Here is a 25,783-nt window from a genome sequence, read left to right on the forward strand (position 1 = left end):
CTACTTTATGAAAAGTAGTACCATCATCTGGCTTGAATCATGTGTGCATGATTCCTCATTGCATTGTTTAGTTTTCAAAGAACACCCGCTTTCTCAGAAGCCTCAACTTCGTGAGTCAGCTTGTTTAGTATATCTTTTAAAACCTATCTTGTCAAGCACTTTTTAAAACTATTTTTAAAGCTGTATTTGACTTAGTTTTTAAAAGAAAAATGGTGGGCAGGGATGGATTCGAACCATCGTAGCCTACGGCGACGGATTTACAGTCCGTTCCCTTTAACCACTCGGGCACCTACCCAATATAATATGGTGACCCAGGAGGGACTCGAACCCCCGACCCCTTGATTCGTAGTCAAGTACTCTAATCCAGCTGAGCTACTGAGTCATGTTAAAGGTTATGCTGCTTGATCAGTGAAATGGTGGGCCCACCAGGACTTGAACCTGGGACCGACCGGTTATGAGCCGGTTGCTCTAACCAACTGAGCTATAGGCCCTTTATTTACTGATAGAAAATCTCGCACTGTTAACCAATGCGAGAATCGCAAACTTTATGGAGCGGAAAACGAGACTCGAACTCGCGACCCCCACCTTGGCAAGGTGATGCTCTACCAACTGAGCTATTTCCGCATGATATGGAGCGGAAAACGAGACTCGAACTCGCGACCCCCACCTTGGCAAGGTGATGCTCTACCAACTGAGCTATTTCCGCATTTTATGTAGTTATCATCAGCTTTCCCGCACCAGCGTTTCGCTGACTGACAAAACATATTCTACTGTTTTCGGCTTTTCTTGTCAACACTTTTTTCAAAAAAGTTTATTTTTCATCCTTTAGCTTGAAAAATAAAGGCCCCCGCATGGACGGGAGCCCTGAAACTCAATGGTGCTGACAGCCAGGATCGAACTGGCGACCTTCGGGTTACGAATCCGATGCACTACCAACTGTGCTATGTCAGCGACACTAATACATTATAGAGCATGACCAATAGCTTTTCAATCCTTTATCAGAATTTTTCCAGCCGTTTTTTGGTCTGCTCATTTACTTCACTGTCCTTCAGCTTCAACAGGGTTGATTCCATGGCACTGGTCAGCTGAAAGTCTGACTTTCTCCACTTATCAACAGTATTTAAGGCAATATTCCTTGTGCCTATAACTGGAGAATAGAGTCCTGCACAAATAAGCTTCTCACCCTTGCCCGGAACAGCCTGAAGCCCCTGAATAACATAAGACAATATACCATAATCGGCAAACTTCTCATCATTGCCCATTTCATTTTCCGGGCCGGAAGCCATATCCTCCAATGGCAGTTCATCCTCAAAGAGCTCAATGATTTCATCCACGTACTGTTTTTCCGGAAGCAGCAGGTCAATCATATCATACTTGGTCTGCCAATCATGACGCAGGGTATCCATAGCCCGATCAGCATAGTCAAGTCCCAATGCCTTGCCAAGATAGAAGCCTTCACCTGCATCCATGGACGCTTCTACACAATCAATACACTCCTTGGAATCGAGAATTACAGCGGCACTATTCAGCAAACTGCCCTTTTCTGCCAGCTCGCTTTTCTCCAAAAAGTCCCGAATATCAAAAATATTACTGTAATCCTCCAGCTCCTCTGCGTATTTGTCCGCCAAATTGAAATACGCAGTAAGCAACTCGTTGGTTTTCTTGTATTTACTGAGTCCCGGAATCGGATTATCCTCCAAAGAGGCACCAATAAGCTGACCCGCCAATACAAAATCCTCTTTGGTTGCATCATCAGCAGACAGCTTTTCCAAAAGCCCGCCCCGCTTAATGGCTACAATGGCAGAATATTCCGGCATAATCTCATTCTTCCAGCCTTCCTCCAACAGCCACTGGGCCATCTCATCATTTTCAGGCTTCAGCATGCTCACGGCATGAATCCTGCCCCAGCCCTTAAGACGCTTGGCAACAGAATAAATCAGGGCATTGCCATCCTCAAAGGTACTCAAAAGGAACAGACAGAATAATGTCAGCTCCTCAGATGCAGCCAATACCAGCAGAATATCCCGCAGTTCCTGGCTTTCCTCACGGTCAAGAAGCTCCAGAATAGTAATGGCAAATTTTACGGATTCCACATCCTCACTCTGCACCAGCAGGGTCATGCAAAAACGGCCCAGTGCCTCCGGAGAAAGCTTCTCCGGATGTTCAAATACCCAATCCTGAAGAGCATCCATAACAGGCAGCATAACGCCTCCTGCCTGGAAATGAGTCAGCAGTGCGTTAACAGAATCCTTAAAACGCTCCTGGGAAGCCATTTCCAGCACCAGTGTCAAGGCACTGATATCCGGATTCTTGGTAGGTCCCATATGATAGCGGACAGTGCCATCAATAGCACCATCAGCAAAACGAAGCCCCTGCTCCGGCAACTGACGGAGCACAAAATCATCAGGCAGGGTGCCATCCGGCAGCAATGCCTCTTTTATTCTATTATAAATTGATAAATTCTCTGACATAGTAAAATCCCCTAAAATACCCCAAAATTATATATTATTCCACGCTGCCCTTTTTCTCCCGGCTCATCTTAAAACGGTAGCCTGCATAAAGAATACACAGCCAGATAGGAAGTGCAATAACCGCCATTCGCATATCCGGAATCTGGGTCATCATTACAATTACCCCCACCAAAAATGCCATACTAATATAGTTGGTCAGCGGATAAAGTACAGACTTGAATTTGGAATGAACACCATTTTCCTCGCAATACTTTCTGAACCGCATGTGAGTCAGGGTAATGCATACCCAATTTATAACTGCAGAAATGACCACAACCGCAAAAAGATACATAAATATCTGGCTTGGGAACAGATAGTTCATAACCACAATAATAAGGGTTATACAGGATGATACCAGAGTACCAATTACTGGCACGCCACGGGAGGACAGCTTCATAAACACCTTAGGTGCATCTCCCTTTTCAGCCAAGCCGTAAAGCATACGGGCATTACTGTAGATAGCGGAGTTATAAACAGATACCGCAGCTGACAGCACAACGAAATTCAGAATATGGGCTGCCGCCGGAATACCTACATTATCAAAAATCTGTACAAACGGAGAAGACTCCATCCCCACCTGGTTCCAAGGCCACAGGCACATGAGCACAAACATGGTGCCCACATAGAATATCAGAATTCTCCAGATAACCTGGTTGATAGCCTTTGGAATGGAACGGTCAGGATCTTCTGCTTCACCGGCCGTAATACCCAAAAGCTCAATACCACCATAGGAGAACATAACCACAACGCAGGCCATAGCCAGGCCCCATACTCCATTTGGCATAAATCCGCCGTAGCTCCACAAATTGCTGATATTGTCAGGATAGCCCAAAGGATTTGTAATAATAAGATAAGCTCCCAAAAGAATCATACTGAGAATAGCCACTACCTTAATGAGGGCCATCCAAAATTCAGTCTCACCATAGGCACTTACATTAACCAGATTAATCGCCGTAATTACAATAAGACAAATAAGTGCTGACAGCCACTGAGGCACATCAGGCCACCAGTAATTTACATATATACCCACGGCAGTTATCTCTGCCATACTCACCATAATATAACAATACCAATAATTCCAGCCTGCCAAAAAGCCCGGGAATCCCCCCCAGTACTTGGTGGCATAATAACTGAAGGAACCTGCCACTGGCTCATGCACTGACATTTCCCCAAGCATACGCATGATAAAATAAATTACTATGCCGCTTACCAGATATGCCAGCATAACTGACGGCCCGGTAAGGGCAATAGTTGAGGCCGAACCATAAAAAAGACCTGTGCCGATAGCACTCCCCAGTGCCATCATTTGCAGGTGCCGGTTCTTCAAGCCTCGTTTAAGATTCTTGTTTTCCAATTAACCCAACTCCTAAAATTGAACATTATCTCACAGCCAATTTCTTGTGGATATTGTTAATAAGTTATGCACAGAATACCCCTTTTTGTGAATAACTTAGTGGATAACCCGAAAAATCAGCCATGTTTTTGCCAACTTTTCCCCAATTTCTGTGGATAAGTGTGTGGCAAATGACAAATAGTATTATAACGCAATTGTTCACATTTTTCCATTTTTTGAAATGGAAAAATATTCCTCTTAGCGTTTCAACGAGGCAACAGCCGAGTTATAACATATTTTCAGTTTAGAAATAAATAACCTCTTGATGTATACATCCGCTTATGCTTTAATTACCTTCAGAGGTGACATTTTATGGAAGAAAATAACAATCAGCAGCTTATAGATATGGCCCACGGTATGCAGGAAGACATCAAGATGAAGATGCTGGAAATGGTCCAGCAGGCTGCCAGTCCTTATGATATTCTCTATGAGATAGCTAATTATCTGGAAGCCGTTTCTGCAGAAAGAGGCTACGCCCAGCACATTATTGACAACATCCACACCATTTATGGCATCGCCCTGAAGGATAAGAAGCCTCTGGAGGATGAGATAAAGGATCTGAAGGACCGGGCTGCACGAATTCAGGAATCCCTTGACAGCGGCAAATTCTCCGAAGAAGAAAATGCCAGAATGGATTTTGCCATTAAGGCCCACCAACGAAAAATCAATCAGCTGAAAGACATGCTGTAACCAAAAAACTGTAGCAAGCATCAAGCCTGCTACAGTTTTTGTTTTTATTATATAAGCTTTTCAAATTCTTCTACGGAAAGTGGCTGAGAGAAATAATATCCCTGCACCCAATTACAGCCAATGGATTTTAAGAATTCTGCCTGCTCCTCAGTCTCAACCCCCTCGGCAATAGTGTGGAGATTAAGGCTGCCCGCCATCTGAACCATGGCACTGAGAATATTGCCTCCTCTGCCGGTCTGGTCGGTGCTCCGCAAAAATTCCATATCCAGCTTTAATATATCTATATGAATATCCTTCAGCATGTTCAGAGATGAATAGCCGCTGCCGAAATCATCCATAAGAATCAGAAATCCTTCATTCTGGAGGGATTCCGTAACCTGCATAATCATCCTCGGGTCATCTGTATAGGCCGATTCGGTAATTTCCAGCTCCAGCAGATGCTTAGGAATGTTATATTTCCCCGTAAGCCCCACCAATACATTGATCAGCTCCGGATCATACAGGTCTATTCTTGATACATTTACAGAAACCGGCTTAACTTCCTTCCCCAAATCCATCCATCTCCGGAGATTCCTGCAGGTTTCCTCCCAAATGTAACGGTCCACAGAATAAACGGAGCCATTCTTTTCCAAAACCGGTATAAACACCGAAGGCATCACACTGGTACCATCTGACTTAATCCAGCGTACAAGAGCCTCAGCTCCTATGATGTCCTTGGTAACCAAATCATATTTTGGTTGAAGAAACAGCTTGAATTCCCTGTGCTCCAATGCGGCATCAAACTCATTGACTATTTTTTGCTCCAAAAGCATCTGGTCCCGCATCTTGTTGTCATATAAGCAATAAGGCATCACATGATTGCCCTTTGCCTGATTCAGGGCCATATTAGCCCTCTCAATCATTGTGCTGACAGGTATGCTCTTATCATCAACATGATATATCCCGAAGGTCAGTACCGTGCGATGGGATATCTCAAAGCTATTGGCCACTATCTGCATGGTATAAATCAGCTTTTCTGCATCGCCCTCACCAGATTCAAAGCAAACCACAAAGTTATCGGCATAAAGTCTGGCCGAAAGACACAGCTCCAGGTCAATACTCTTAAGAAAGCCCGCTATATAGTTCAGCAGCTTATCTCCCTGATGCTCGCCAAATACCTCATTAATGACCTTAAACCTCTCAATGTTGATGCGCAGGATATCAAAGGATTTCTCCGGATAGTCCGTCATCATATCCGACGCCCGGGCACAAAAAGCCTCACGATTAAGAAGGCCGGTAGCACTGTCATAGGACGCCAAAAATTCCAAATCGTCCATGGCAGTCTCTGTCAAAACCTTGTAGGTTTTTTCCCGGTCATAGTCCAGAGCCATATTAATGCCGTTAATCATGAAGCCATCCGGTACCATGCGGTACATGGTGTTGATATTTAAAAGCAGCAGCTTTCTTTGCTGCAGGCTGGTCATGATTACATGGGATTCAATGGAAAGCTGCCCCTCCCGGATAAACTGCCGGCTGCGGATCTTGCTGATGTTGCACGGAGCAAACCGCTCATATTCTCCCTGCAGGAACCTCTTAACTTCCCAGCTGCCGCGGAAATAATAATGATCCGACGGGCTGAAGCCCACTACATTATCATCCAGCACATCGGCTATGGCATCCACTACTCCCTCGGTAAACAGACGCTTTATTAATTTTTCAGTTGCTCTTTGAAGATTATCTATTCCTACTCTTAAAGCCATAACAAAGCCCCATTTATCGTAACGTTTATTAACTATTGATAACTATTATTGTAAAACAAATACTACTTTTTAGCAATATTTCATTTTACCTGCAAAAATAGAAAGCGGGGAATAGTAAAGGCCGTTGTTACCCTTACTAATCCCCGCTTCCTATTGCTTCCCTTCAGGAAACAATCTCCGGTTTTAGTTTAATATGTACACCTCTACAGTACCACGGCCAAAGTTAATGGCCTCACGATAAGTATTCATGCACAAGTCTATTCTATTGCCTCGGATAGCTCCACCGGTATCTGCGGCAATTGCCATTCCATATCCCGGAATGAACACGCGGCTTCCCAGCGGTATCACATCTGGATCAACAGCGATTACTCCATGCTGTGCAACCATGCCGGTAGCAGTTATACCGCTGCCGCCACCATCACTTGGAATATATGCTGTGGCCTCCATTGTTAAATGACTCTTGTAAGTCATGGACCCCTGTGGGGTATTTACTACATTTACCGGAACAACTGGTACATCAGTAACCTTTATGTGCATACCAGCTACAACGTCTGTTTCTCCGGCCTTATCAATCTTATATCTGTTACCTACATAACCAAGCTCTATCATGATGTCGTCTACAGTAGCATTGGCAGTAAGCAGCTCTTTCTGCTCGCCCTTGTACTCAACAACAACTGGTACAGCTCTTCTGATGTTGATGACCTCATTGCCATTTTCATCAGCAGTTATCTTATACACATCCTTCTCATTTCTGATGACACCAGCCTGAGAAAGGATATTATCCACAACGTGATATGGAGTGCTTAGCTCAATGTGCTGACCATCAACGGAAATTGTCACATGTCTTTGGGACACAAAACCTGTTACCATGGTCATCACAGTAAGCAGTCCAATGAATATCAGGAACCGGAAATCCCGGATACATCGGACATGGGACTTGTCAAAATTCATTCAATTCCTCCCTTGTTCTGAAAACATGTTTGTTAGTATATCAGCAAAAAATTGCTTTGTCAAATTTTAGAAATTCTCAATCACCACTTTGGGGGTAATATTATACTCCAAACATGAAAATAATATGAAAAAACGGCTGCAAAATAGCAGCCGTCTCCCACATTGGTATATTTTTGCCCTTGATGGCTTATTTAAGCCTTGTGTATAGTGACTTGGCATTAATTGTGGTTTGCCTTTTCACAGCCTCAAAATCCATACCTTTCAGTTCCGCCAATTTCTCCGCCACAAACTTAACAAAAGCCGGTTCATTGCGCTTTCCCCGCATAGGTGCAGGAGCCATATACGGACAGTCCGTTTCCACCAAAATTCTTTCCAGAGGAATATCTTTCACAATCTCCGGCAGCTTGGCCGCATTTTTGAAGGTGAGGGGACCGTCCACTCCAATATACCAGCCCATTTTCACCAGTTCCCGGGCAATTTCCAGGCTGCCTGAATAGCAGTGCATAACACCAACAATGCCCTTACCCTCTTTTTTCAGTATTTCCATGGTGTCTCCGTGGGCATCCCGGTTATGGACACACACCGGTAAGTCCAGCTGTCTTGCCAGATCAAGCTGCTGAATAAAAATACGTTTTTGTAAATCTCTTTTTTCCGGATCTTTTTCCCAATAATAATCTAGTCCGATTTCCCCGATACAGACAACCTTTTTATTTTTCGCCCAAATTGACAATTTATCAAAATCATCATTTTTCATTTCAAAGGCTTCCTCAGGGTGTACGCCAACACCAGCATAGCATATATCATAGGCTTCAGCCAGCTCCAACACGTGTTTAGATGATTCTATGGTGTCGCCCAAATTAATGATTGCCCCCACGCCATTCTCGATAGCGTTGGTAATAATTTTTCCTCTATCTTGGTCAAATTTTTCACTATTTACATGAGCATGTGTATCAATTAAAATATTTTCTTTCATATTATATATTTCTCCAAAATAATTTTTTCAAAATTTTGCTCTAATTTTGCCACTTTAATTACAATGTTTTTTCAAGAAATTTCCTATATAAATAAGGGCTGCCACAAAACGCAGCAACCCCCATAAAATATTTTTTATCTAACAATACTGCCCACTGGCATATCCACAGTGACAACCTCCAGGTCATCCCCCTTGGTTGCAGCCAAAATCATACCCTGTGATTCTACACCACGGAGCTTTGCAGGCTTCAAATTCATCACCAAAATTACCTTTTTGCCAATAAGCTGGTCTATTTCATAATGCTTGGCAATGCCGGATACCACCTGTCTCTTTGCCTCACCCGTGTCCACAATGAGCTTTAAGAGCTTATCTGCCTTTGGAACTGGCTCCGCCTCCACAATTTCTACCACCTGCAGCTTCACCTTGCCAAAGTCATCAATGGTAATGAGGCCATCCCCGGCTGGTGCCTCCTTCTTCTCAGCCTTGTCTTTTTTAGGCTGCTGCTTTTCCTTCTTTGGAGCCTGAGTCTTGGCCTTATCCTCTTCGTCCAGCTCAATACGTGGGAACAGCTGCTGCGCCTCACCAATATGCATACCGGCAGGAGTGCCGCCCCAGTTACGGATATCATCAATACGGACATCCTTGAAATCCCCCGGAATGTTCAGCTGCTGCCAAACCTTCTCAGCAGTTACAGGCATGTACGGAGCAATCATTACGCTGATAACACGCATGGACTCAATGAGATTGTACATTACATTGGCCAGCTCCTGCTTCTTGGCAGGATCCTTGGCCAAAGCCCACGGTGCAGTTTCATCAATGTACTTGTTGGCCCTACTGATAAATGCCCACACAGCCTTCACTGCATTGCTGATTTTCATATTGGCCATGCCATCATCAAAGGCCTTAACTGCCTCATGGGCTTCATTAATGAGGGACTCATCAATTTCAGACCGGCCCTCAGGAGCCAATACCTCACCATTCTGGAACTTGCCCACCATGTTAAGGCTGCGGTGCAGCAGATTACCCAGGTCGTTGGCCAAATCGGAATTAATACGCTGCACCAATGCCAGCTCCGAGAAGTTGCCATCCTGTCCCAGATTAATCTCACGAAGCAGGAAATAACGGATAGCATCTGGTCCATATTTCTCAATCAACTCAATAGGGTCAATTACATTGCCCAAAGACTTGGACATCTTGGTACCGTCCACCACCAACCAGCCGTGGCCATAAATCTGCTTAGGCAGTGGCAAATCCAGAGCCATGAGAATGCAAGGCCAGATAATGGAATGGAAGCGCACAATTTCCTTGCCCACCAGATGAACATTGGCAGGCCAGAATTTCCTGAACTTTTCAGGATCATCCAGGAAACCAATTGGAGTCAAATAGTTGGTCAGAGCATCAAACCATACATAAATAACATGCTTCTCATCTATTGGCACAGGAATGCCCCAATCAAAGGAAGTACGGGAAATGCAAAGGTCGTCCAGTCCCTGCTTGATAAAATTAATCATCTCGTTGCGGCGGGATACTGGCTGGATAAACTCAGGATTATCCTCAATATACTGCAAAATCTTGTCAGCATATCTGGACATCTTGAAGAAATATGCCTCCTCGGCTACTTCCTTAACAGGACGGCCGCAATCAGGGCAGCAGCCATTCTCATCAAGCTGCAGCTCAGTCCAAAAGCTCTCACATGGAGTGCAGTACAGCCCCTTGTAGGAGCCCTTATATATATCGCCCTTGTCGTAAACACGGCGGAAAATCTCCTGAACCACCTTCTCATGGCGTGGCTGGGTGGTACGGATAAAATCATCATTGGAAATATTCAGCATTTTCCAGAGGTTCTGGAAACCTGCCACAATCTTGTCAGTGTATTCGATAGGCTTAATACCCTCAGCTTCTGCCTTTTCCTGAATTTTCTGGCCGTGCTCATCACTGCCAGTAAGGAAAAATACATCATCCCCGGCCAAGCGATGATAACGGGCCACAGCGTCCGCAATAGTGGTGCAGTACGCATGACCAATGTGCAGCTTGGCACTTGGATAATATATTGGTGTAGTTATGTAAAAGCTCTTATTACTCACGAAAGAATGCCTCCTAAAGTGTAATTATAAATTCTATTTATTTTAGCAGTGCCTGATAAACATCACGGCGACTGATTCCCAGCTTCTTTGCAGCTTCCCGCATGGCATCCTTACGGCCCATGCCCTCAGCTTCCAGCTTGGCCACCATTTCCTCGGGACTAAGCTGCTGCTCCGGCTCAGCGAAAATATCATTATCCGCATCAAAGCCTTCTATTATAATGACGAACTCACCCTTGGGCTCACGTTCATCATAATATTCCTTTAACTCACCCAAGGTACGGCGGTTAAATTCCTCAAAGGTCTTGGTTAGCTCCCGGGCTGTTGTTGCCCGACGATGGCCTCCTAACGCCTTGATTAAATCTTCCAAGGTCCCCTTTAAATGGTGGGGTGCCTCATAAAAAATCAATGTTTCAGGACTTTTGGAAATGCGTTCCAACAGCTCCCGACGCTTTTTCCCTGTCCTTGGCAAAAAGCCATAGAAAGTAAAGGCCGTAGTATCAAGTCCTGAGCATATAAGGGCGGATAATGCCGCATTGGCTCCTGGCAAAGGACTTACCTGAACCCCCGACTCAATGGCCAATTCAGCCAAATGAGCTCCAGGGTCAGATATTCCCGGCAGGCCCGCATCGCTGATACAAACAATGGTATCTCCCGCCAGCATCCGTTCCACCAGCTCCGGCCCCTTTTCCAGCTTGTTGTGTTCATGGTAGCTGGTAAGAGGTGTATGTATATCAAAATGGGACATCAGCTTGCGGGAATGCCTGGTATCCTCAGCGGCAATCAAATCCGCTTCACCTAGTATCCGCACACTTCTGTAGGTCATGTCCTCCAAATTGCCAATTGGGGTAGCTGACAAATACAGCATACCTATTTTTTTGTTGCTTTCCTCTGACATAAATGCGTCATTCCTTTTTTAATCCTGCTTCATATTGTATATCCGCAAAATATCATCAGTGTAGCTCCCATCGTCATTATGCACAAAAAGAGGCAGCTCAGCCTTCATGCCACCAGGCACTGCCCCCACAATCCCCTCCACCAGCATAAGGTTGGAAGGCTTGCCGGGCTTAGGCTGTACCAGCTGCAACCGCTTAATTTCTATCTGATTTTCATGCATGGCCACAATGATTTCCCCCAGCCGCTCCGGCAGATGTACCATGGCAAACTTCCCCCGAAATCTCAGGAGATATCTGGCAGCCTTTACCACATCCTCAAGGGTAGCAGTAATTTCATGCCTTGCCCTGGCCACACCATCCTCAGCACTTAGGGTGCCCTGATTCAATGGACGATAGGGTGGATTTGCAATAACACAATCAAAGCATTCCGGAGGATACAGCTCGCGAATTTTCCTGTAATCCCCCTGCTGAACGGTAATCTTCTCCTCCAAATGATTCAGCCGCACATTTCGTTGGGCCAGCTCTGCCATTACCGGATTAAGCTCCAGTCCATGAACCTCCTTCACCTCATCTGCAATCAGGAGAGGCATCACTCCAGTACCGGTACCAAGGTCAAAAACCCGCCAGTTTGTATGGTACTTGGGATAATGTGCCAACAGCACCGCATCAATGGAAAAGCAGAACTCCTTGGTATTTTGGATTATTTTTCGGCCGCCCAGCAGCAAATCATCCAGTCGTTCATCAGGCCCCAGTTCAATTTCCATATCCCCATGGGCCTCCTTATCAAATGTCATCTTCGTCCTTCTCGATTACATCCTCCCAGGATGCCACAATAGTCTTGCTGTTATCCAGAAGGATAGTAGCAGTCCGGCGCTGCTGGTTTAGGTTAATAACCTTGCCCTCACCCTCGGCTGTTATTACCTTGCAGCCCTGAGTAGGTGGCTTCACCTTAATCCGCTTCTGGGATTTGCCACAGTAGCACTCGTTTTCGTACTTTAAGCAGCACATAAGACGGCCGCAGATACCGGAAATCTTGGTAGGATTAAGGGACAGATTCTGTTCCTTGGCCATACGGATAGACACCGGCTCAAACTCTCCCAGGAAGGTATGGCAGCAAAGGGAACGCCCACAGCAGCCAATGCCCCCCATAAGCTTTGCCTCATCCCGCACACCGATCTGACGAAGCTCAATACGGGTACGGAATACGGCAGCCAAGTCCTTTACCAGCTCTCTAAAATCAATACGGCCATCAGCAGTAAAGTAGAATATAATCTTGTTGACATCAAAGGTATATTCTACCTGCACCAGCTTCATAGGAAGACCATGGGCACGGATTTTCTCCTCGCAGATGCCAAAGGCCTCCTGCTCCTTGTGGCCATTGTCAATAACCTTGTTTTTATCGGCCTCAGTGGCCTTGCGAAGCACTTCCTTCAGTGGAAGCACCACATCGCTGTCCGGAACCTCACGGGGACCGATTACAGCAGTACCATACTCAATACCTCTGGCGGTTTCCACAATAACATCATCATTTGTTTCAATTTCCAGCTTTCCCGGACTAAAATAATATATCTTTCCAGCCCGCTTAAAGCGAACACCAACTACTGTCTGCACCTTAATCCTCCAATAAATCCTTAACTTTTATAATAAAGCTTTCCACCATCAGCTGCGGGACTATGTTGTATCTAAGTCTCCCCTGATACTCCCGCACCAGCTTAAGCATAGCAATCAGCCGGTTCTGTGAAAGCTGACCAGCCAGCTGATTTATTCTTGCGATATCTGTCTGATTATAAAGGCTGACCTCACTGCCACTATACAGTACCAGCTGATCACGGATAACCATAGACAAAAAGCTGAACCATTGCTTAAGCCTTGCCTTATTTTCCTTGCCCATGGCCCCCAGCCTGCTGCCCTCGCTCCATACCTTTTCCATGTCCAGCCCATGATTGACACAGGCTTCAAAGAACTCCACTGCTGACTTTTGCAGTGCAATCCCCTCCTCATCATTAAGGAGCATGGCGTGACGGACACTGCCATCTGCAAAGGCTGCCAGGTAATTGGCCTGATATTCAGCCACTCCCTGCTGCACCAGCACGGTACTGATATCCTCAGAACTCAATCCGGCAAACTCCTCCCGCATACAACGGGAAATAATAGTGTCCAAAAGGGCCATAAGTGAATTAGTCACCAAAATAAAATAAACCTGCCCCCCTGGCTCCTCAATGGTCTTCAACAGACTGTTGGCAGCCGCCTCATTCATGGTCTGGGCATCGTCAATAATCACCGCCTGTACCTTCGACATAATAGGCACCCTGGCGATTTTCCCCTGCATTTCACGAATAGAATCAATGACAATATTTGCATTGCCTTTTTTTCTCTCCGGCTCCACAGTAAAAAAATCCGGGTGAGTTCCGGCCAAAAGGGCCCTGCAGGAGGGACACTCCCCACAGGCCGCACCCTCAACAGGATTATGACATAAAAGAGTGGCCGCCATAGCCTGGGCAGCCAGCTTCTTGCCTATGCCATCAATGCCGCAAAACAGCATGGAATGGGGCACCATATCCTCCCTGCAAAGGGTTGTCAGGCGTTCAATATTAGATTTGTGACCTGTAATATTATTCCAAGAAATGTTCATTACATATATAAGTCTACCAGCATACCACGGATGGCATCATGGCTGGCCACCACATCCAGCTGGTCAGACTGTCCCAGGCGAATTTTTTCCGCCATGCTTTCCAGCTCCGTATCAATTTTCCGCACAGTGGTATACACCTTCTGACGGCCCATACGGTCCCAGCCTGACTGGGTGCTGACATCATACATCTGGCTGACAACAGTTCCCACAAAATTCTTGATGAGACTGCGATATTCAATGAGCTCATCATATGTAGGAGTCTTTGTAAGCTTGGCCCCCTGCTCATCAATCTGATCCAAAAGGCGCTGCAGCTGTTCATGAGAAGCACTGCTTCGCTGATCCTCAAACTCGGAGGAAAAATCAGATTCCATGGCATTGGCTTTTCGATTGGAGCTGCTGCCCATGGCAGGCATTGTTCCTCTGGTACCTAAGCCTTCTATTTTCATATTAATCACCTGTTATCCATAAAAAGTAGAATACAATATTTACAAGTATACATACCTATTATGATTATAACTTAGTTTTGTGGCTCATGGCAACAAAAGTCATGGTCATTTTCCCATTAAAACAAAAATGCCAGAGAAATATGTTATCACACAAATCTCTGGCGTCAAATATGTCTTTTTTTATTTAAACATAATCATCTTGGCATCGAAAATTTCTTCCATGGAGGTAATGAGCTTCAGCACATCAGCCGGAACCTCACTGTCCAGTGTAAGAATCATCAGGTTTACATCCTCCTTGCCGGTGGTGGAAACCTGCATGCCGGAAATGTTTACACCAGCTGCGCCCATGATGGAGCCCACCTGACCGATAACGCCCGGACGGTTGTTGTGAGGGCAAAGGAGCAGGCAACGGCGCGGAGCCACATCCACTCTGTTATCATCGATCTGTACAATGCGGGCCTTATCCCCAAACAGGGTACCCATAATGCTTACAGTCTGGTTCTTGCCGGCAGTTACATGGACAGTAACGGTATTGGCAAACCTTTCAGTATTCTTGTTCTTAACCTCACTGATCTTAATATTACGGTCCTTGGCCAGACCAGGGGCATTGACGAAGTTTACAACATCATCCAGCTCTGCACTCAAAATTCCCTTCAGGGCAGCAGTGGTAATCATACGGGTGCTCACATCGGCAATCTCACCGTTGTAGGTAACCTCCAGCTTCTTGATGCCACCCTCTACCAAAGCCCGTGCAGCACAGCCCAGTCTTTCTGCCAAATCGAAATAAGGGGCAATGACCTGCATTACAGACTTGTCTACAGGAGCCATATTAACTGCTGTCATAACAGGCTCACCCCGGAGTGCTGCCTTGATACCCTGAGCCACATCAACAGCCACACCTACCTGGGCCTCTACAGTAGATGCACCAAGATGAGGGGTAACAAAGATATTCTTTACACCCAAAAGCGGATGATCTGCCGGAATAGGCTCGCTGGTAAATACATCCACAGCTGCTCCGGCCACCTGACCGTCAAGCACGGCATCCCGCAGGTCTTCCTCAACGATAATGCCACCACGGGCACAGTTAATGAGGCGAACCCCCTTCTTCATCCTGTACATAACTTCCTTGTTAATCATGCCTCTGGTGGTATCAGTAAGAGGCATGTGCACAGTGATAAAGTCAGACTTGGCAATAACATCGTCAAAGGTACCAACCTCAACGCCCATATCCTTGGCCCGTTCCTCATTAATATAAGGATCGTAACCGATAACCTTCATTTCAAAGCCCAAGGCTCTCTTTGCCACGCCACTGCCGATACGGCCCATGCCGATAACTCCCAGGGTCTTGTCCTTTAACTCCACGCCGGTGTACTGCTTGCGATTCCACTCGCCCTTCTGCAGTGTCTCATTGGCTATTGGAATATTGCGGGCCATGGCCAGCATCATGGCACAGGTATGCTCAGTAGCGGCATTGGTATTGCCGCCTGGGGAATTGATAACGATAATGCCCCGGGCAGTAGCAGCCGCCACATCAATATTATCTACACCAACACCGGCCCGGCCAATAATCTTCAGATTGGTGGCGGCATTAATAACCTCAGCAGTCACCTTGGAGGCTGACCGGACAATCAAAGCGTCAAACTCTGGAATAATCTGTAAAAGTTCCTCGGCTGGCAGCTTGTCTTTAATAACACATTCATAATCATCCTTAAGAATGTCCACCGCCATCTGAGAAACGCCATCTGCAATTAATACTTTCATGGTAAGCCTCCTGTTATTTTAAGAATAGAATAATATATATTCATTTCACTATACCCTACATCATATTTTATTTACACCAAAAAATCAAGTGTATTCTGGAGTAAAACTTTTTGTAACAGTACCACAAACTTCCTTGACCCTTTTCCTTTTTCTGATGTAAAATTAAGGATAGACGTTTTAAACAATACTACTTTATATTTTTAGGAGGTTGTCCCATGGAAGCAAATCGTATATATAACTTTAATCCAGGCCCTTCAATGCTGCCTTTGGATGTATTAAAGGAAGCCCAGGCCGAGTTTTTGAATTTCCAGAACACCGGCATGTCCATATTGGAAATCAGCCACCGTGCCAAGGCTTATGACGATGTTCACAACCAGGCCAAGGCAGATATTCTTGAACTGATGGGTTTGGGTGACGATTACGAAGTATTGTTCATCCAGGGTGGAGCCAGCCTGCAGTTCGATATGATTCCTATGAATTTTGCCACCAAGGAAAAGCGGGGCAATTATGTACAGTCCGGAAGCTTTGCTACAAAGGCTTTCAAGGAAGCCCAGATTTTGGGTGTAGGTTATTCCGCAGCTTCCAGCAAGGATGTGGACTACAAGCACATTCCAACCCAGGACGAAATCAAGATGAGCGATGATGCCGCTTATCTGCATCTGTGCTACAACAACACCATCTACGGAACTGAGTACCACTATATTCCTGAGACCGGTGATGTGCCACTGATTGCCGATATGTCCTCCGATATTCTTTCCCGCCCTCTGGACTTTAAGAAATTCAGCTTCATTTATGCCGGTGTCCAGAAGAATCTTGGTCCTGCCGGTGTAGTATTGGTAGTAGCCAGAAAGTCCATGCTGGAAAAGAGTCCGGAAACTCTGCCAACCATGCTGCGCTATGACACCTTCTACAATAAGAATTCCCTGTACAATACTCCACCAGCCTTCTGCATCTACATGGTGGGCAAGACTGCCAAGTGGATTAAGGCCCAGGGTGGTCTGGAGGCTCTGGCCAAGGTTAACAAGAAAAAGGCTGACCTGATATACGGTGTTATCGACAGCAGTGATGGCTTCTACAAGGGTCATGCTGACAGGGACAGCCGTTCCTTCATGAATGTAACCTTCCGTCTCCCTAGCGAGGAGCTGGAAAAGAAATTCGTAGCCGAGGCACTGGAAAACGGCCTCAGCGGTGTAAAGGGTCACAGAAGTGTGGGCGGTATGCGTACCTCCATTTACAACGCCATGCCTTATGAAGGGTGTGAAAAGCTGGCAGACTTCATGGAGAAATTCCACAAGGCAAATAAGTAAGCCAGTCTCCAATTACAATATAATTACATAAAAACAAGCCAGTTTCCTGCTAGTTCAGGAAACTGGCTTTTAAATTGCCGTATATTTATTTTTCAGGACTTATCTTAACCTCAAACAATCTGTTCCATGGACAGGTTATCTGCATTTTCTTAATAAAATCGCTTTTATCTGCAGGCAGATTATCCACGGCAAAGGTATGCATCAAGGAAGTAGCCCGACGCTCCACATCGCCCTTATCGGCCCCCAGCTCGGAATACACACCCGCATCCTTGAACCAGGAAAGCTGGCGGTTCACCATCTGACGGATATTGGCCTGATAGAGCCAATCATCCATATAACGAATGGTAAGAAGCTCGTCCTTATCCTTCTTCTTCATATCCTTGGCCAACACACCCTGAGCCAGGGCAAAGCCAATGCTGTTGGTAGGAGTATTCCACCCGGAATAGGACTGGAGCTTGTAAAGCATCCCCCGGTCCCTCAGCTCCTCCATCAGAGAATTATCGGAGCCGTTTACAAAGGAAACATCCGCTACACCTACGGGCTCGCCACGATTAATGGCCCGCTCCATATAGGATACAAATGTCTTAATATCAGGACGTACCTTTTTGGCATTGCTGAACCAGTTGGCCCCCAGATTATCTCCGGTCTGATGGGTATTCACCATCAGCAGCAAATCCACGTTAGTGCCATTGTCCACATATTCCCCGCCCAAAAGCTTGACATGGGACCGAACCGTGGTATCCACCGGTTCATCGGAATATGGCGGAATAAGATATTTGCCGCTGCCCCAGTTGTAATCAGCTGTTACCACCGGTCGTCTGCCGGTAATCTCATTAACGGCCCTGGTCAACAGCAGCAGGCCCATTTCATCAATACCAGCAATGTTCTGTACCCGGTCAGCCAGCTTGGAATTACTGTATTCCTTTAAATGACGGGCCTCCATGTGGGTCTGGGACCAGGCCGCATTGTCATCCCGCCCCAGAACGAGGCACTCAAATTTATTCTTGGCGCCCAAATCAATAAGAGCCTCATTTACCCGATAATTTTTATCCCGGCGGTTATTCCAGTCCCGAAGATATTCAGATGGAATCAGCTCCTGAAGGAATTCCAGCTCCTTCTTTTCCCGGGAATTGAGCCCCCTGTCATCTGCCTTGTCCTTAAGGGCCGTATAACGAAAAATATCCCGGCCATAGGCCTTATAATAATCCGGCTCCTGAGACCCGGAGTTTTCTCCGGAGGTCGGAGTCCTCATAACAGAGGAAAAGACATAAAGCTTGGCATCATCGTGACGATATTTGTAATCAGCAAAATTAGCCACCCGTTCCTTGAGCTTCCGCTCCGTAATACTGTGCTTGCGGGAGCTTACCAGACTTCCATAAATCATGCTGTCAGCAGAAATAACGATGGCCTTGATATTAGGGTCCAGGCCCCATATCTGACCACCGGTATGGAAACGCTTCTGTTCCAGCTTGCTTGGCTTTCTTTTCACGGTTGTATTCTTTTCCAGCCACATCCAAAGCTTTTCAGGATTCCCCATATTGTCATTGCTTCCCAGCAGCTCGTCAGGAGGTACAATTACCTCGTAGCCCAGCTTTCTGATAGTTTCAGCCGCCATCTCATCGGATACCGGCCGGTTATCATGGGGAACGAATACGATCTTGCCCTTGGATGCACTATCACTTACTTTCTTGGCAGCCTCAGTGCCCGATGCCACCATCAAACATAAAAGACATATAAATAAAACAAATAATTTTTTCATATTCTCTCAATTATCAAAAACTCACTCAACAATTAACGCAATACATTCAATGCCATTTCCTTGATATCATCAGGAACATCCACCTTGGTCTGAACTGTAATATACCCTTCATGTGGAGTGGCCGACTCAACCCTGAACAAATCCAGCAGGCGGTGTCCCCTAAGCTCTGTGGTGGCCAGCTCCGTATTCTCCAGAACAGGCTTTAAATCCACAGTTACCCGGTTGCCCTTAATGGTAGTGGGTATATCCTCCACCTCTATTTTTCCAAAGAGGTCCTGCACCATGGAAAGGGACATACGGGAAAAGAACCAGGAGGCCAGGCCATGATCCTTCAGGGCTCTTTCCTTCACCTTGAAGGTTAAGTGGGAATCATCGGTATTATGTACCATATCCTCAATAAGACAGGAAAACTCAATCCGCCCCAATTTTCTGGTATCCGCCTTAATGTCAATCTTTCCATTTTCATGGGAAGCAACAGTCATAGTCTTAATATTATACTCTTCCTTACTCAGGCGATGCTCCAGAGCATCATTAATGACAGAATCCGGCACGGAAATACTGCCATTCATAATGTCCATTAACGACTGGTGACTCCAGGTATGCTGTATCACCTGAACCACAGGGCCAAAATCTTCAATGACCTCTGACACCTGATACCAATCTATATTTGAAGCAGCCTCTATTATAGCTGCAGGTAAATCCACTATTGGTCATCCTTTTTATGATTACTTCTTCGCAGGCTGCTCCGGAGCCTTGTTTTCCTCAGCTTCCTCTGCCCGGATATCCTGCCAGAGCTTGCGTGCATCATTATAGAGCTTGTTATCCGTCATCTTCAGATCCTTGTCGTTTATCATTCTGCCCAAATACTGGGTACAATGCTCCCGATCGCCAAGGCGGTTAAAGAGGGTAGCCAGCAGATACATTACCGTATTGTCTGAAAGACTCTCCACCGGATAACGCTCCGTCATAAGGGAACGCTCGTAGAGCTGCACTGTCTTTCTGGCCCATTCCAGCTCCTGTTCCTTAAGGCCAACAGTACGGAATACCCAGGAAAGGCGCAGGGATAAGCCAGCGCTCCTTGAAGGCGGGGTTGAAATGGCCTCAGCACAATAAATAGCCAGCTGGTAGGAGGCAATAGCCTCCGGCAGACCTCTTTCCGGAGTAAATACAAAACGCACCCGTTTGTCATGAAGGAATTTTGCCAGCATTTCCTTGTGCCTGTCAGGCAATGCTGCGAGGAAATGCTTTTCATCAGCAGCAAAGCCGCAGTGCTCGCAAACCCAAATGGTGTAGTAATACGGGTTGAAGTCACGGTAATGATTGCAGTAATCATCATCAGTGCGGGAAATCATCAGTCTGGACTTAACTTTTACAACTCTGGTTTCCTTGCCGCAAACAGGGCATTGCTTCTCCACCACGAAGGTAAATTCATTTGACATACTCATCATCCCTCATTTGGTCAGTGCCACAAGCACCGACTGTTTTTCTCACTATTTCTTTTCCTTCTTTTTCTTTTTGTCCTTATCGTTACCCTGAGCCTCCATAGCCGCCTTTAACTTGGCAGCTGACTTCTCATCCAGTTCCTCATTGTCCCTTGCATCCCATGGCTTATGCTCGGCCCGGTATTTGTCCTGGTCAGCCTGCATACGGGCAAGAAGCTCATCATCAGCATTGCTGTTGCTTCTAAGTACCAGCTTCACCCTATTGCGCAGGGCATAATCAATGATTCTGTTGTAGAACTTATAGTCGAAGCTCTTTTCTGAGAGTTTTTCCATCTTAACGGTCTGATCCGGCTTATTCTCTGCCAGAGTGGTCCAGGTAGAGTCCAGAAAATCCTGCTGCTTAAAATCAACAGTCTTGTCCTGAATATTTATCACATAATACTCAGCCGCACCTACCAGATCGCCAAATCCCTCCACGGAGTTACCGTTCCAGCGGCGCTTGGCCACCACATCATTAATCATAAGCTCATCGTAAACCTTGAGGGCAGGCACTACCAGCTTATTATAGTCATAGTTGCCCTCACTGTCCTTAGCATAGCATATCTGCTGCATGTTAAAGAAATAATCACATCTGGCTGAGGACTGGACCCATTTAAATATAGACTCATCCACCTGGGGACTGGCACCGGCCACGGCGGTCCACAAGGTACATAGAATTGCAAATAATACAAACACAGACTTTTTCATCACAAAATATGCCTCCATACATACATCTTCAAAAGTTTACTCTAACCCATCAAAATGAAAAAATTATGAAAACATCTCCTTAAACCCGATCATCAGACGGTGTAAGAGTATCCAGTTCATATGGAGTCTCCTGATATACATAATAGTTGAGCCAGTTGGCAAAAAGCAGATTGGCCACAGACCGCCATCTAACTATAGGTGGCTGGGAAGGGTCATCATCGGGATAATAATTAATTGGTACATTGACATTTGGCATGCCAGCTGCCATATCCCTGTCGTACTCTGCCTTCAGGGATAACGGATCATACTCGGCATGGCCTGTAATAAAGAACTGACGCTTTTCCAGGTTGGCAATGGCGTAAACCCCGGCCTCCTCATCGGATTCTGCCATTATAGTAAGCTCTGGCACCTTCAGAATATCCGCCTTGCGGATTTCCGTATGGCGGGAATGAGGCACATAGAACTCATCGTCAAAGCCCCGGAACAGTCGCTCATTTTCTACACAAAGATGGTGCCTGTACACACCGAAAATCTTTGGTGCCACATCATACTTCTTTATACCATAATGGTAATAAAGACCGGCCTGAGCCCCCCAGCATATATGGAAGGTGGAATAGGCATGGGATTTGCTCCACTCCATTATCTCAGCCACCTCGTCCCAATAGGCCACATCCTCGAAGGGCATCTGCTCCACAGGGGCACCGGTTATGATAAATCCGTCATATTTCTTATGGCGAACCTCTGCAAAGGTTCCATAAAACTCAGTCAAATAATCCGTGGCTGTATGGGTAGGTACGTAGGATTCCGTATAAATGAAATCCACCTCCACCTGCAGCGGGGTATTACCCAGCAGGCGCAACAACTGGGTTTCTGTTACCTGCTTTATGGGCATAAGGTTCAAAATCAACAATTTAAGTGGGCGGATATCCTGACTGTATGCCCGGTCAGAATCCATAACGAATATATTCTCACCCTCTAAAATCTTCGTTGCCGGAAGATTATTGGGTATCTTAATTGGCACAAAATCACCTCAAAAACATTTATTGAAAACCGGTTACTCCTCATCCAGGCTGTAACGCTTTAACCAGTTTTCATGCGTGCTCCCGTAAATTTTGAGAGCATTAAGGGCCTTTTCACTGTTGGTGCCCTTTTCGATGGCGTGATACATGCCATCTGTGGTATTGGTAATATCCTTCCAGCCGTTTTTGGCATTCCAGGTCATGACCCGAACCACCTTTTCGGTGTACATAGGAATATTCACGGCCTTTTTCTGGAAGATAATGCTGTCCACCTCACCGCCGGATTTTTTCTTTTCCTGCCATTCCCAGAAAATCACATTCTGCCCCTTCAGGCGCATGGTGGATGTATCAGCCATGCTGTACAGAACATCTCCATCCCCGGCCACGTCCTGCCACAGGGTAAGCCAGCGGTCACCGGCAGTGCGCCGCTCATTTTCCCCTTGCTTAAAATAGCTGTCCACAATGTAGCAATAAAAGTCCTCATCAAACTCCTGGGAATTCATTTCCTTGGGACGAACCGGACTATACTGCTTTTCCCAAAGCTTCTGGTCATTCTGATCATAGAAGGTCTCATGGATATAAGCCAACATACGGTTCTGAGGATTTACCTCCACCTCTGCCAAGCTGTAAGCCAGCTGCTCCGGCTTGATATCGCTGATACCATAATTGTCCAAGGTCTCCTTTGCCCCGGCAGGGCTGTAGGTTGTCTTGGTCCAGGCACTTATCTGGACTGCTATATTACCAAAGGACCGCAGTACCTGTACCTTATCCGGTGCATAAAACTTACTGTATTTATCATCGGAGGAAATCCAGTACCATTCTGCACTATCGTTGGCAGCATATCCCACGGTAAACATCATCATGAGGCTGCACAAGCACATAAAGCTAACTATGAATCGGCGTATCATCATATATCACTCCTTCATAATCTCTTCTGACACTGCATAAAGAGATACAAATACTTCAGCACTATATATTTTATCATAAAACAGTATTTTTGGACAGATAAGCCTGTTAACCTTGTGAGATATTTCAGGATATGATAAACTGCATTCAGACAAATAGGGGGTTGTAAACCATGAGTTATACTAATTTTCAGGTGGGAGAGAAATTCCCGCTACCAATAAAAAATCAGGGAGACGGAGGACTTTTCCAGATAGACTCCAACGGTGCCATGTTTATTTTACAGCTGAGCCACACGGACGTTATTGCCACTGAGGCCTTCCGCACCGGGGCCATGGAGCTGGGACTCTTTGAAGATGAGGGGATTGTGTTCTTCCTCTACAAGATAGACGGTATTTTTAAAGAAGGCTGGGGCGACTCCCCTCTGGGCATTCATCTGCTGCCACCGGGGAACAAGCCATGCATTGCCGATCTGGATGACCCGGTTATGCACCTTTATCTGGTGGACACCAACCTACAAATTCTCCTGGCCCAGCGCACCGTGACTTTAGACAAGGATTTCCACGCCATGCTCCAGAAAAAGGTCCAGGAGCAGCTGGAAAGCTCCATCACTCCGGGTGCCTTTGTCACCACCCTCCAGCGGGTATGGCAGAAGCACAGCTCCAAGGACATGAGTGACAATGCTTTAATAAAACAATCCGTGGCACTGAACATTCCAAAGCCACCAACACCATTGCACTAATCCCGGAAACAAATAAGAGGTATTTTGCACGTTTCTGTGCAAAATACCTCTTTATTTTTTACCCCAAATCCACCATGATACGCTTGCGCTTGTCGAACATTACCCCCTGGGTGTAGCCATAGCGCTTTACGTACTCTACGGCTTCGTCTATGTAGCTGCCGCAGTCCTCCGGCTTATGGGCATCGGAGCTGGTGATAACCGGCAGCTCTGCCTGGGCTGCCAACTTCATAAACTTATAATATGGGGTTATTTCCGCAATTGGATAGCGGTACACGGTTCCGGTGTTTACATCCACACACATATTGGCCTTCTTTAAGGCCGCGATAGCCCTCTCCAGATAAGGAGTGGCATCAAAGGACGGAATAATGCGGTAAAGGCGGATATTGTATGGGTGACCCAGTATATCATAAAGACCGCTGGTCACCATATGCTCAATCTCCTTGGTGTAGGCATCATATATTTCATCCAAATTATGGTGGTTCCATTCTGCCATAATTTCCTCAGAATCATAGGCCCAGCCATTAATGAAGTGAATGGAGCCAATTATATAATCGAAATCGTACTCCTTCAGGATTTCTGCCACCTGCTCCTGGTTCTGGAAATTGCAGACCTCAATGCCGGTCTTGGCATTGTAGCCGGCGGATTTCAGCTTTTCCATAAACTCAAAATAATCATCCAGGGTATGCTTGAATTTGTTGGATTTCAGCCACTGCTGCTGAAAACGGCCCACAAAGGAATCATCCAAAATCAAGTCATCGTAGTAAAGCTGCTTGAACTCCGGAAAGGTATGGCTATGCTCGGAAATACCGATTTCGTCCAATCCCCGGGCAGCCGCTGCCTCAAAGAAACCCTTGGCCCAGTCAACGTCGTAATCGCCTTTTTCAAAATGCATGTGGTAATCGAATTTCATATACTTTCTCCTTACCCCTATAAACCCCTAATATGCTTATCGAAAAATCTTAGATTAACCCTTGTTTTATAAAATCCTTAATCTGGTACATTACCCCGTGCTCCACGTTGCTTCTGGTGGTAAACCGTGCCACCTTCTTAAGCTCAGGATGGGCATTTTCCATAGCATAGCTGTAATATACCGCCTGCATCATTTCGTAATCGTTCATATAATCCCCGAAAGCAGCACATTCCTCCGGCTTAAAGCCAAACCTTTCCTGAACCTTCTTAATGGCCCAGCCCTTGTTGGCACCTGGGTTAAGTACGTCCACCCAGTAATTGCTGCTTAATGACACCTGCTGCTCCGGCTCAAACCGACTCAGTACCGGCATCAGGTTGTGCTCTGCATCCAGCCCTTCACAGTCCGCAAAGGCCATCTTCACGAACTCATCGTCGATATCATCAAAGCTGTCCACAAACACGCTGTGGGTAAAGAAGCGACGGGCCTCATGGATATAAGGCTCCCATTCCTTCCGCACGTAGGCATTTTTCTTGCCGCAGAGAATGGCGTAAATATGATGTTTGTCCGCCTCGGCAATTACCCGGTGAACCAAATCCATATCCAGCACGCTGGAACAGATTTCCTTTTCCTGATAAATGTTGAAGGCGCCGTTTTCTGCCAGAAACATGAACTCGTTTTTATATTCCCCCATCTGCTCCAAAAGGGCAAAATACTGGCGGCCACTGGAAGGGGCAAAAATAACATTGCGCTTTTTCAGCTCCGCCATGACCTCCGGAAACTCCTCCGGCAGATTCCCGTTTTCGTCCAGCAGGGTACCATCCATGTCTGAAAAAATAATTTTTATCATATATTCACCTGCATATCAATATTACATTACATTAT

The 25,783-nt window shown here is 46.0% G+C and carries 23 protein-coding genes and 6 tRNA genes; 3 read left to right on the forward strand and 26 right to left on the reverse strand.

Features of this window, described 5'->3' with window-relative positions:
• Positions 1-210: 210 nt before the first annotated feature.
• The 8 genes from D081_RS01675 to D081_RS01710 all read right to left on the reverse strand — a co-directional run bounded on the left by D081_RS01675 (position 211) and on the right by D081_RS01710 (position 3,816).
• A tRNA-Tyr gene (locus D081_RS01675) sits at positions 211-295 on the reverse strand.
• 9 nt (positions 296-304) lie between these two features.
• Positions 305-382, reverse strand: a tRNA-Arg gene (locus tag D081_RS01680).
• 32 nt (positions 383-414) lie between these two features.
• Positions 415-491, reverse strand: a tRNA-Ile gene (locus tag D081_RS01685).
• A 57-nt stretch (positions 492-548) separates the two neighbouring features.
• A tRNA-Gly gene (locus D081_RS01690) sits at positions 549-624 on the reverse strand.
• 6 nt (positions 625-630) lie between these two features.
• Positions 631-706, reverse strand: a tRNA-Gly gene (locus D081_RS01695).
• A gap of 169 nt (positions 707-875) precedes the next feature.
• A tRNA-Thr gene (locus tag D081_RS01700) sits at positions 876-951 on the reverse strand.
• Positions 952-998: 47 nt separating this feature from the next.
• Positions 999-2,471 carry a hypothetical protein gene (locus D081_RS01705; RefSeq protein ID WP_085022412.1) on the reverse strand — a complete coding sequence of 491 codons (1,473 nt, stop codon included), beginning with the start codon at positions 2,469-2,471 and terminating at the stop codon, positions 999-1,001.
• 34 nt (positions 2,472-2,505) lie between these two features.
• Positions 2,506-3,816, reverse strand: coding sequence for an amino acid permease (locus tag D081_RS01710; RefSeq protein WP_085022650.1), 1,311 nt, complete (start codon positions 3,814-3,816; stop codon positions 2,506-2,508).
• A 399-nt stretch (positions 3,817-4,215) separates the two neighbouring features.
• On the opposite strand from D081_RS01710, the gene D081_RS01715 reads away from it, so the two are divergent.
• On the forward strand, positions 4,216-4,593 hold the full coding sequence (locus D081_RS01715) for a hypothetical protein (protein WP_085022413.1): 378 nt from the start codon (positions 4,216-4,218) through the stop codon (positions 4,591-4,593).
• 47 nt (positions 4,594-4,640) lie between these two features.
• On the opposite strand, the gene D081_RS01720 is transcribed toward D081_RS01715, so the two are convergent.
• The 10 genes from D081_RS01720 to serA form a co-directional block, all read right to left on the reverse strand.
• Complete coding sequence (locus tag D081_RS01720) at positions 4,641-6,332, reverse strand: bifunctional diguanylate cyclase/phosphodiesterase (protein ID WP_085022414.1); 1,692 nt, start codon at positions 6,330-6,332, stop codon at positions 4,641-4,643.
• 183 nt (positions 6,333-6,515) lie between these two features.
• Positions 6,516-7,283 (reverse strand): G5 and 3D domain-containing protein, encoded by a 768-nt coding sequence (locus D081_RS01725; protein WP_085022415.1) that lies wholly within the window; start codon positions 7,281-7,283, stop codon positions 6,516-6,518.
• 187 nt (positions 7,284-7,470) lie between these two features.
• Positions 7,471-8,256, reverse strand: coding sequence for a TatD family hydrolase (locus D081_RS01730; RefSeq protein WP_085022416.1), 786 nt, complete (start codon positions 8,254-8,256; stop codon positions 7,471-7,473).
• 134 nt (positions 8,257-8,390) lie between these two features.
• Positions 8,391-10,340 carry a methionine--tRNA ligase gene (gene metG / locus D081_RS01735; protein WP_085022417.1) on the reverse strand — a complete coding sequence of 650 codons (1,950 nt, stop codon included), beginning with the start codon at positions 10,338-10,340 and terminating at the stop codon, positions 8,391-8,393.
• 37 nt (positions 10,341-10,377) lie between these two features.
• A complete protein-coding gene (gene rsmI / locus D081_RS12495) occupies positions 10,378-11,235 on the reverse strand; it encodes a 16S rRNA (cytidine(1402)-2'-O)-methyltransferase (protein WP_143272092.1) in 858 nt (285 codons plus the stop codon).
• 18 nt (positions 11,236-11,253) lie between these two features.
• Positions 11,254-12,027 carry a tRNA1(Val) (adenine(37)-N6)-methyltransferase gene (locus tag D081_RS12500; protein WP_233127387.1) on the reverse strand — a complete coding sequence of 258 codons (774 nt, stop codon included), beginning with the start codon at positions 12,025-12,027 and terminating at the stop codon, positions 11,254-11,256.
• Positions 12,017-12,844, reverse strand: a complete 828-nt coding sequence (locus D081_RS01745; protein WP_085022418.1) for a stage 0 sporulation family protein — start codon at positions 12,842-12,844, stop codon at positions 12,017-12,019. Before D081_RS01745 ends, D081_RS12500 begins: the two co-directional genes overlap by 11 nt.
• 1 nt (position 12,845) lies before the next feature.
• Positions 12,846-13,865, reverse strand: coding sequence for a DNA polymerase III subunit delta' (gene holB / locus D081_RS01750; RefSeq protein ID WP_085022419.1), 1,020 nt, complete (start codon positions 13,863-13,865; stop codon positions 12,846-12,848).
• Entirely contained in the window at positions 13,865-14,317 is a 453-nt protein-coding gene (locus tag D081_RS01755; protein WP_369823982.1) for a YaaR family protein, read from the reverse strand. Before D081_RS01755 ends, holB begins: the two co-directional genes overlap by 1 nt.
• Positions 14,318-14,491: 174 nt before the next feature.
• A complete protein-coding gene (gene serA / locus D081_RS01760) occupies positions 14,492-16,072 on the reverse strand; it encodes a phosphoglycerate dehydrogenase (RefSeq protein ID WP_085022421.1) in 1,581 nt (526 codons plus the stop codon).
• Between the two features lie 215 nt (positions 16,073-16,287).
• Between serA and serC the strand changes: the two genes are divergently transcribed.
• Complete coding sequence (gene serC, locus D081_RS01765) at positions 16,288-17,379, forward strand: 3-phosphoserine/phosphohydroxythreonine transaminase (RefSeq protein WP_085022422.1); 1,092 nt, start codon at positions 16,288-16,290, stop codon at positions 17,377-17,379.
• A gap of 85 nt (positions 17,380-17,464) precedes the next feature.
• On the opposite strand, the gene D081_RS01770 is transcribed toward serC, so the two are convergent.
• The 6 genes from D081_RS01770 to D081_RS01795 form a co-directional block, all read right to left on the reverse strand.
• On the reverse strand, positions 17,465-19,138 hold the full coding sequence (locus tag D081_RS01770; RefSeq protein WP_085022423.1) for a DUF4127 family protein: 1,674 nt from the start codon (positions 19,136-19,138) through the stop codon (positions 17,465-17,467).
• A 32-nt stretch (positions 19,139-19,170) separates the two neighbouring features.
• Positions 19,171-19,842, reverse strand: coding sequence for a hypothetical protein (locus D081_RS01775; RefSeq protein WP_085022424.1), 672 nt, complete (start codon positions 19,840-19,842; stop codon positions 19,171-19,173).
• 21 nt (positions 19,843-19,863) lie between these two features.
• Positions 19,864-20,577, reverse strand: coding sequence for a DUF2225 domain-containing protein (locus D081_RS01780; RefSeq protein ID WP_085022425.1), 714 nt, complete (start codon positions 20,575-20,577; stop codon positions 19,864-19,866).
• Positions 20,578-20,628: 51 nt separating this feature from the next.
• A complete protein-coding gene (locus D081_RS01785; RefSeq protein ID WP_143272094.1) occupies positions 20,629-21,330 on the reverse strand; it encodes a hypothetical protein in 702 nt (233 codons plus the stop codon).
• Positions 21,331-21,406: 76 nt separating this feature from the next.
• The gene (gene metA / locus D081_RS01790) at positions 21,407-22,348 is read right to left on the reverse strand and encodes a homoserine O-succinyltransferase (protein ID WP_085022427.1); all 942 of its coding nucleotides are present in this window, start codon (positions 22,346-22,348) and stop codon (positions 21,407-21,409) included.
• A 33-nt stretch (positions 22,349-22,381) separates the two neighbouring features.
• Positions 22,382-23,257: a hypothetical protein gene (locus D081_RS01795; protein ID WP_143272096.1), complete on the reverse strand. Its 876-nt coding sequence runs from the start codon at positions 23,255-23,257 to the stop codon at positions 22,382-22,384.
• A 167-nt stretch (positions 23,258-23,424) separates the two neighbouring features.
• Between D081_RS01795 and D081_RS01800 the strand changes: the two genes are divergently transcribed.
• Positions 23,425-23,991 (forward strand): hypothetical protein, encoded by a 567-nt coding sequence (locus D081_RS01800; protein WP_085022429.1) that lies wholly within the window; start codon positions 23,425-23,427, stop codon positions 23,989-23,991.
• Between the two features lie 58 nt (positions 23,992-24,049).
• Here the strand turns inward: D081_RS01800 and D081_RS01805 are convergent, their stop codons facing one another.
• Both D081_RS01805 and D081_RS01810 read right to left on the reverse strand, forming a co-directional pair.
• Positions 24,050-24,901 carry a PHP domain-containing protein gene (locus D081_RS01805; protein ID WP_085022430.1) on the reverse strand — a complete coding sequence of 284 codons (852 nt, stop codon included), beginning with the start codon at positions 24,899-24,901 and terminating at the stop codon, positions 24,050-24,052.
• A gap of 49 nt (positions 24,902-24,950) precedes the next feature.
• Positions 24,951-25,748: an HAD family hydrolase gene (locus D081_RS01810; RefSeq protein ID WP_085022431.1), complete on the reverse strand. Its 798-nt coding sequence runs from the start codon at positions 25,746-25,748 to the stop codon at positions 24,951-24,953.
• Positions 25,749-25,783 lie beyond the last annotated feature (35 nt).

This window comes from Anaerovibrio sp. JC8, assembly GCF_002100115.1.
In the GTDB taxonomy this organism is placed as follows: Bacteria; Bacillota; Negativicutes; order Selenomonadales; family Selenomonadaceae; genus Anaerovibrio.

Excerpts from the sequence above, each read along its gene's own strand:
- D081_RS01800 (WP_085022429.1), top strand. The coding sequence starts at position 23,425 with ATGAGTTATACTAATTTTCAGGTGGGAGAGAAATTCCCGCTACCAATA.
- D081_RS01810 (WP_085022431.1), bottom strand. The coding sequence starts at position 25,748 with ATGATAAAAATTATTTTTTCAGACATGGATGGTACCCTGCTGGACGAA.
- D081_RS01725 (WP_085022415.1), bottom strand. The coding sequence starts at position 7,283 with ATGAATTTTGACAAGTCCCATGTCCGATGTATCCGGGATTTCCGGTTC.
- D081_RS01710 (WP_085022650.1), bottom strand. The coding sequence starts at position 3,816 with ATGATGGCACTGGGGAGTGCTATCGGCACAGGTCTTTTTTATGGTTCG.
- D081_RS12500 (WP_233127387.1), bottom strand. The coding sequence starts at position 12,027 with ATGACATTTGATAAGGAGGCCCATGGGGATATGGAAATTGAACTGGGG.
- D081_RS01805 (WP_085022430.1), bottom strand. The coding sequence starts at position 24,901 with ATGAAATTCGATTACCACATGCATTTTGAAAAAGGCGATTACGACGTT.
- D081_RS01730 (WP_085022416.1), bottom strand. The coding sequence starts at position 8,256 with ATGAAAGAAAATATTTTAATTGATACACATGCTCATGTAAATAGTGAA.
- serC (WP_085022422.1), top strand. The coding sequence starts at position 16,288 with ATGGAAGCAAATCGTATATATAACTTTAATCCAGGCCCTTCAATGCTG.
- D081_RS01770 (WP_085022423.1), bottom strand. The coding sequence starts at position 19,138 with ATGAAAAAATTATTTGTTTTATTTATATGTCTTTTATGTTTGATGGTG.
- D081_RS01705 (WP_085022412.1), bottom strand. The coding sequence starts at position 2,471 with ATGTCAGAGAATTTATCAATTTATAATAGAATAAAAGAGGCATTGCTG.
- D081_RS01780 (WP_085022425.1), bottom strand. The coding sequence starts at position 20,577 with ATGTCAAATGAATTTACCTTCGTGGTGGAGAAGCAATGCCCTGTTTGC.
- rsmI (WP_143272092.1), bottom strand. The coding sequence starts at position 11,235 with ATGTCAGAGGAAAGCAACAAAAAAATAGGTATGCTGTATTTGTCAGCT.
- D081_RS01715 (WP_085022413.1), top strand. The coding sequence starts at position 4,216 with ATGGAAGAAAATAACAATCAGCAGCTTATAGATATGGCCCACGGTATG.
- serA (WP_085022421.1), bottom strand. The coding sequence starts at position 16,072 with ATGAAAGTATTAATTGCAGATGGCGTTTCTCAGATGGCGGTGGACATT.
- D081_RS01795 (WP_143272096.1), bottom strand. The coding sequence starts at position 23,257 with ATGATGATACGCCGATTCATAGTTAGCTTTATGTGCTTGTGCAGCCTC.
- D081_RS01720 (WP_085022414.1), bottom strand. The coding sequence starts at position 6,332 with ATGGCTTTAAGAGTAGGAATAGATAATCTTCAAAGAGCAACTGAAAAA.
- holB (WP_085022419.1), bottom strand. The coding sequence starts at position 13,865 with ATGAACATTTCTTGGAATAATATTACAGGTCACAAATCTAATATTGAA.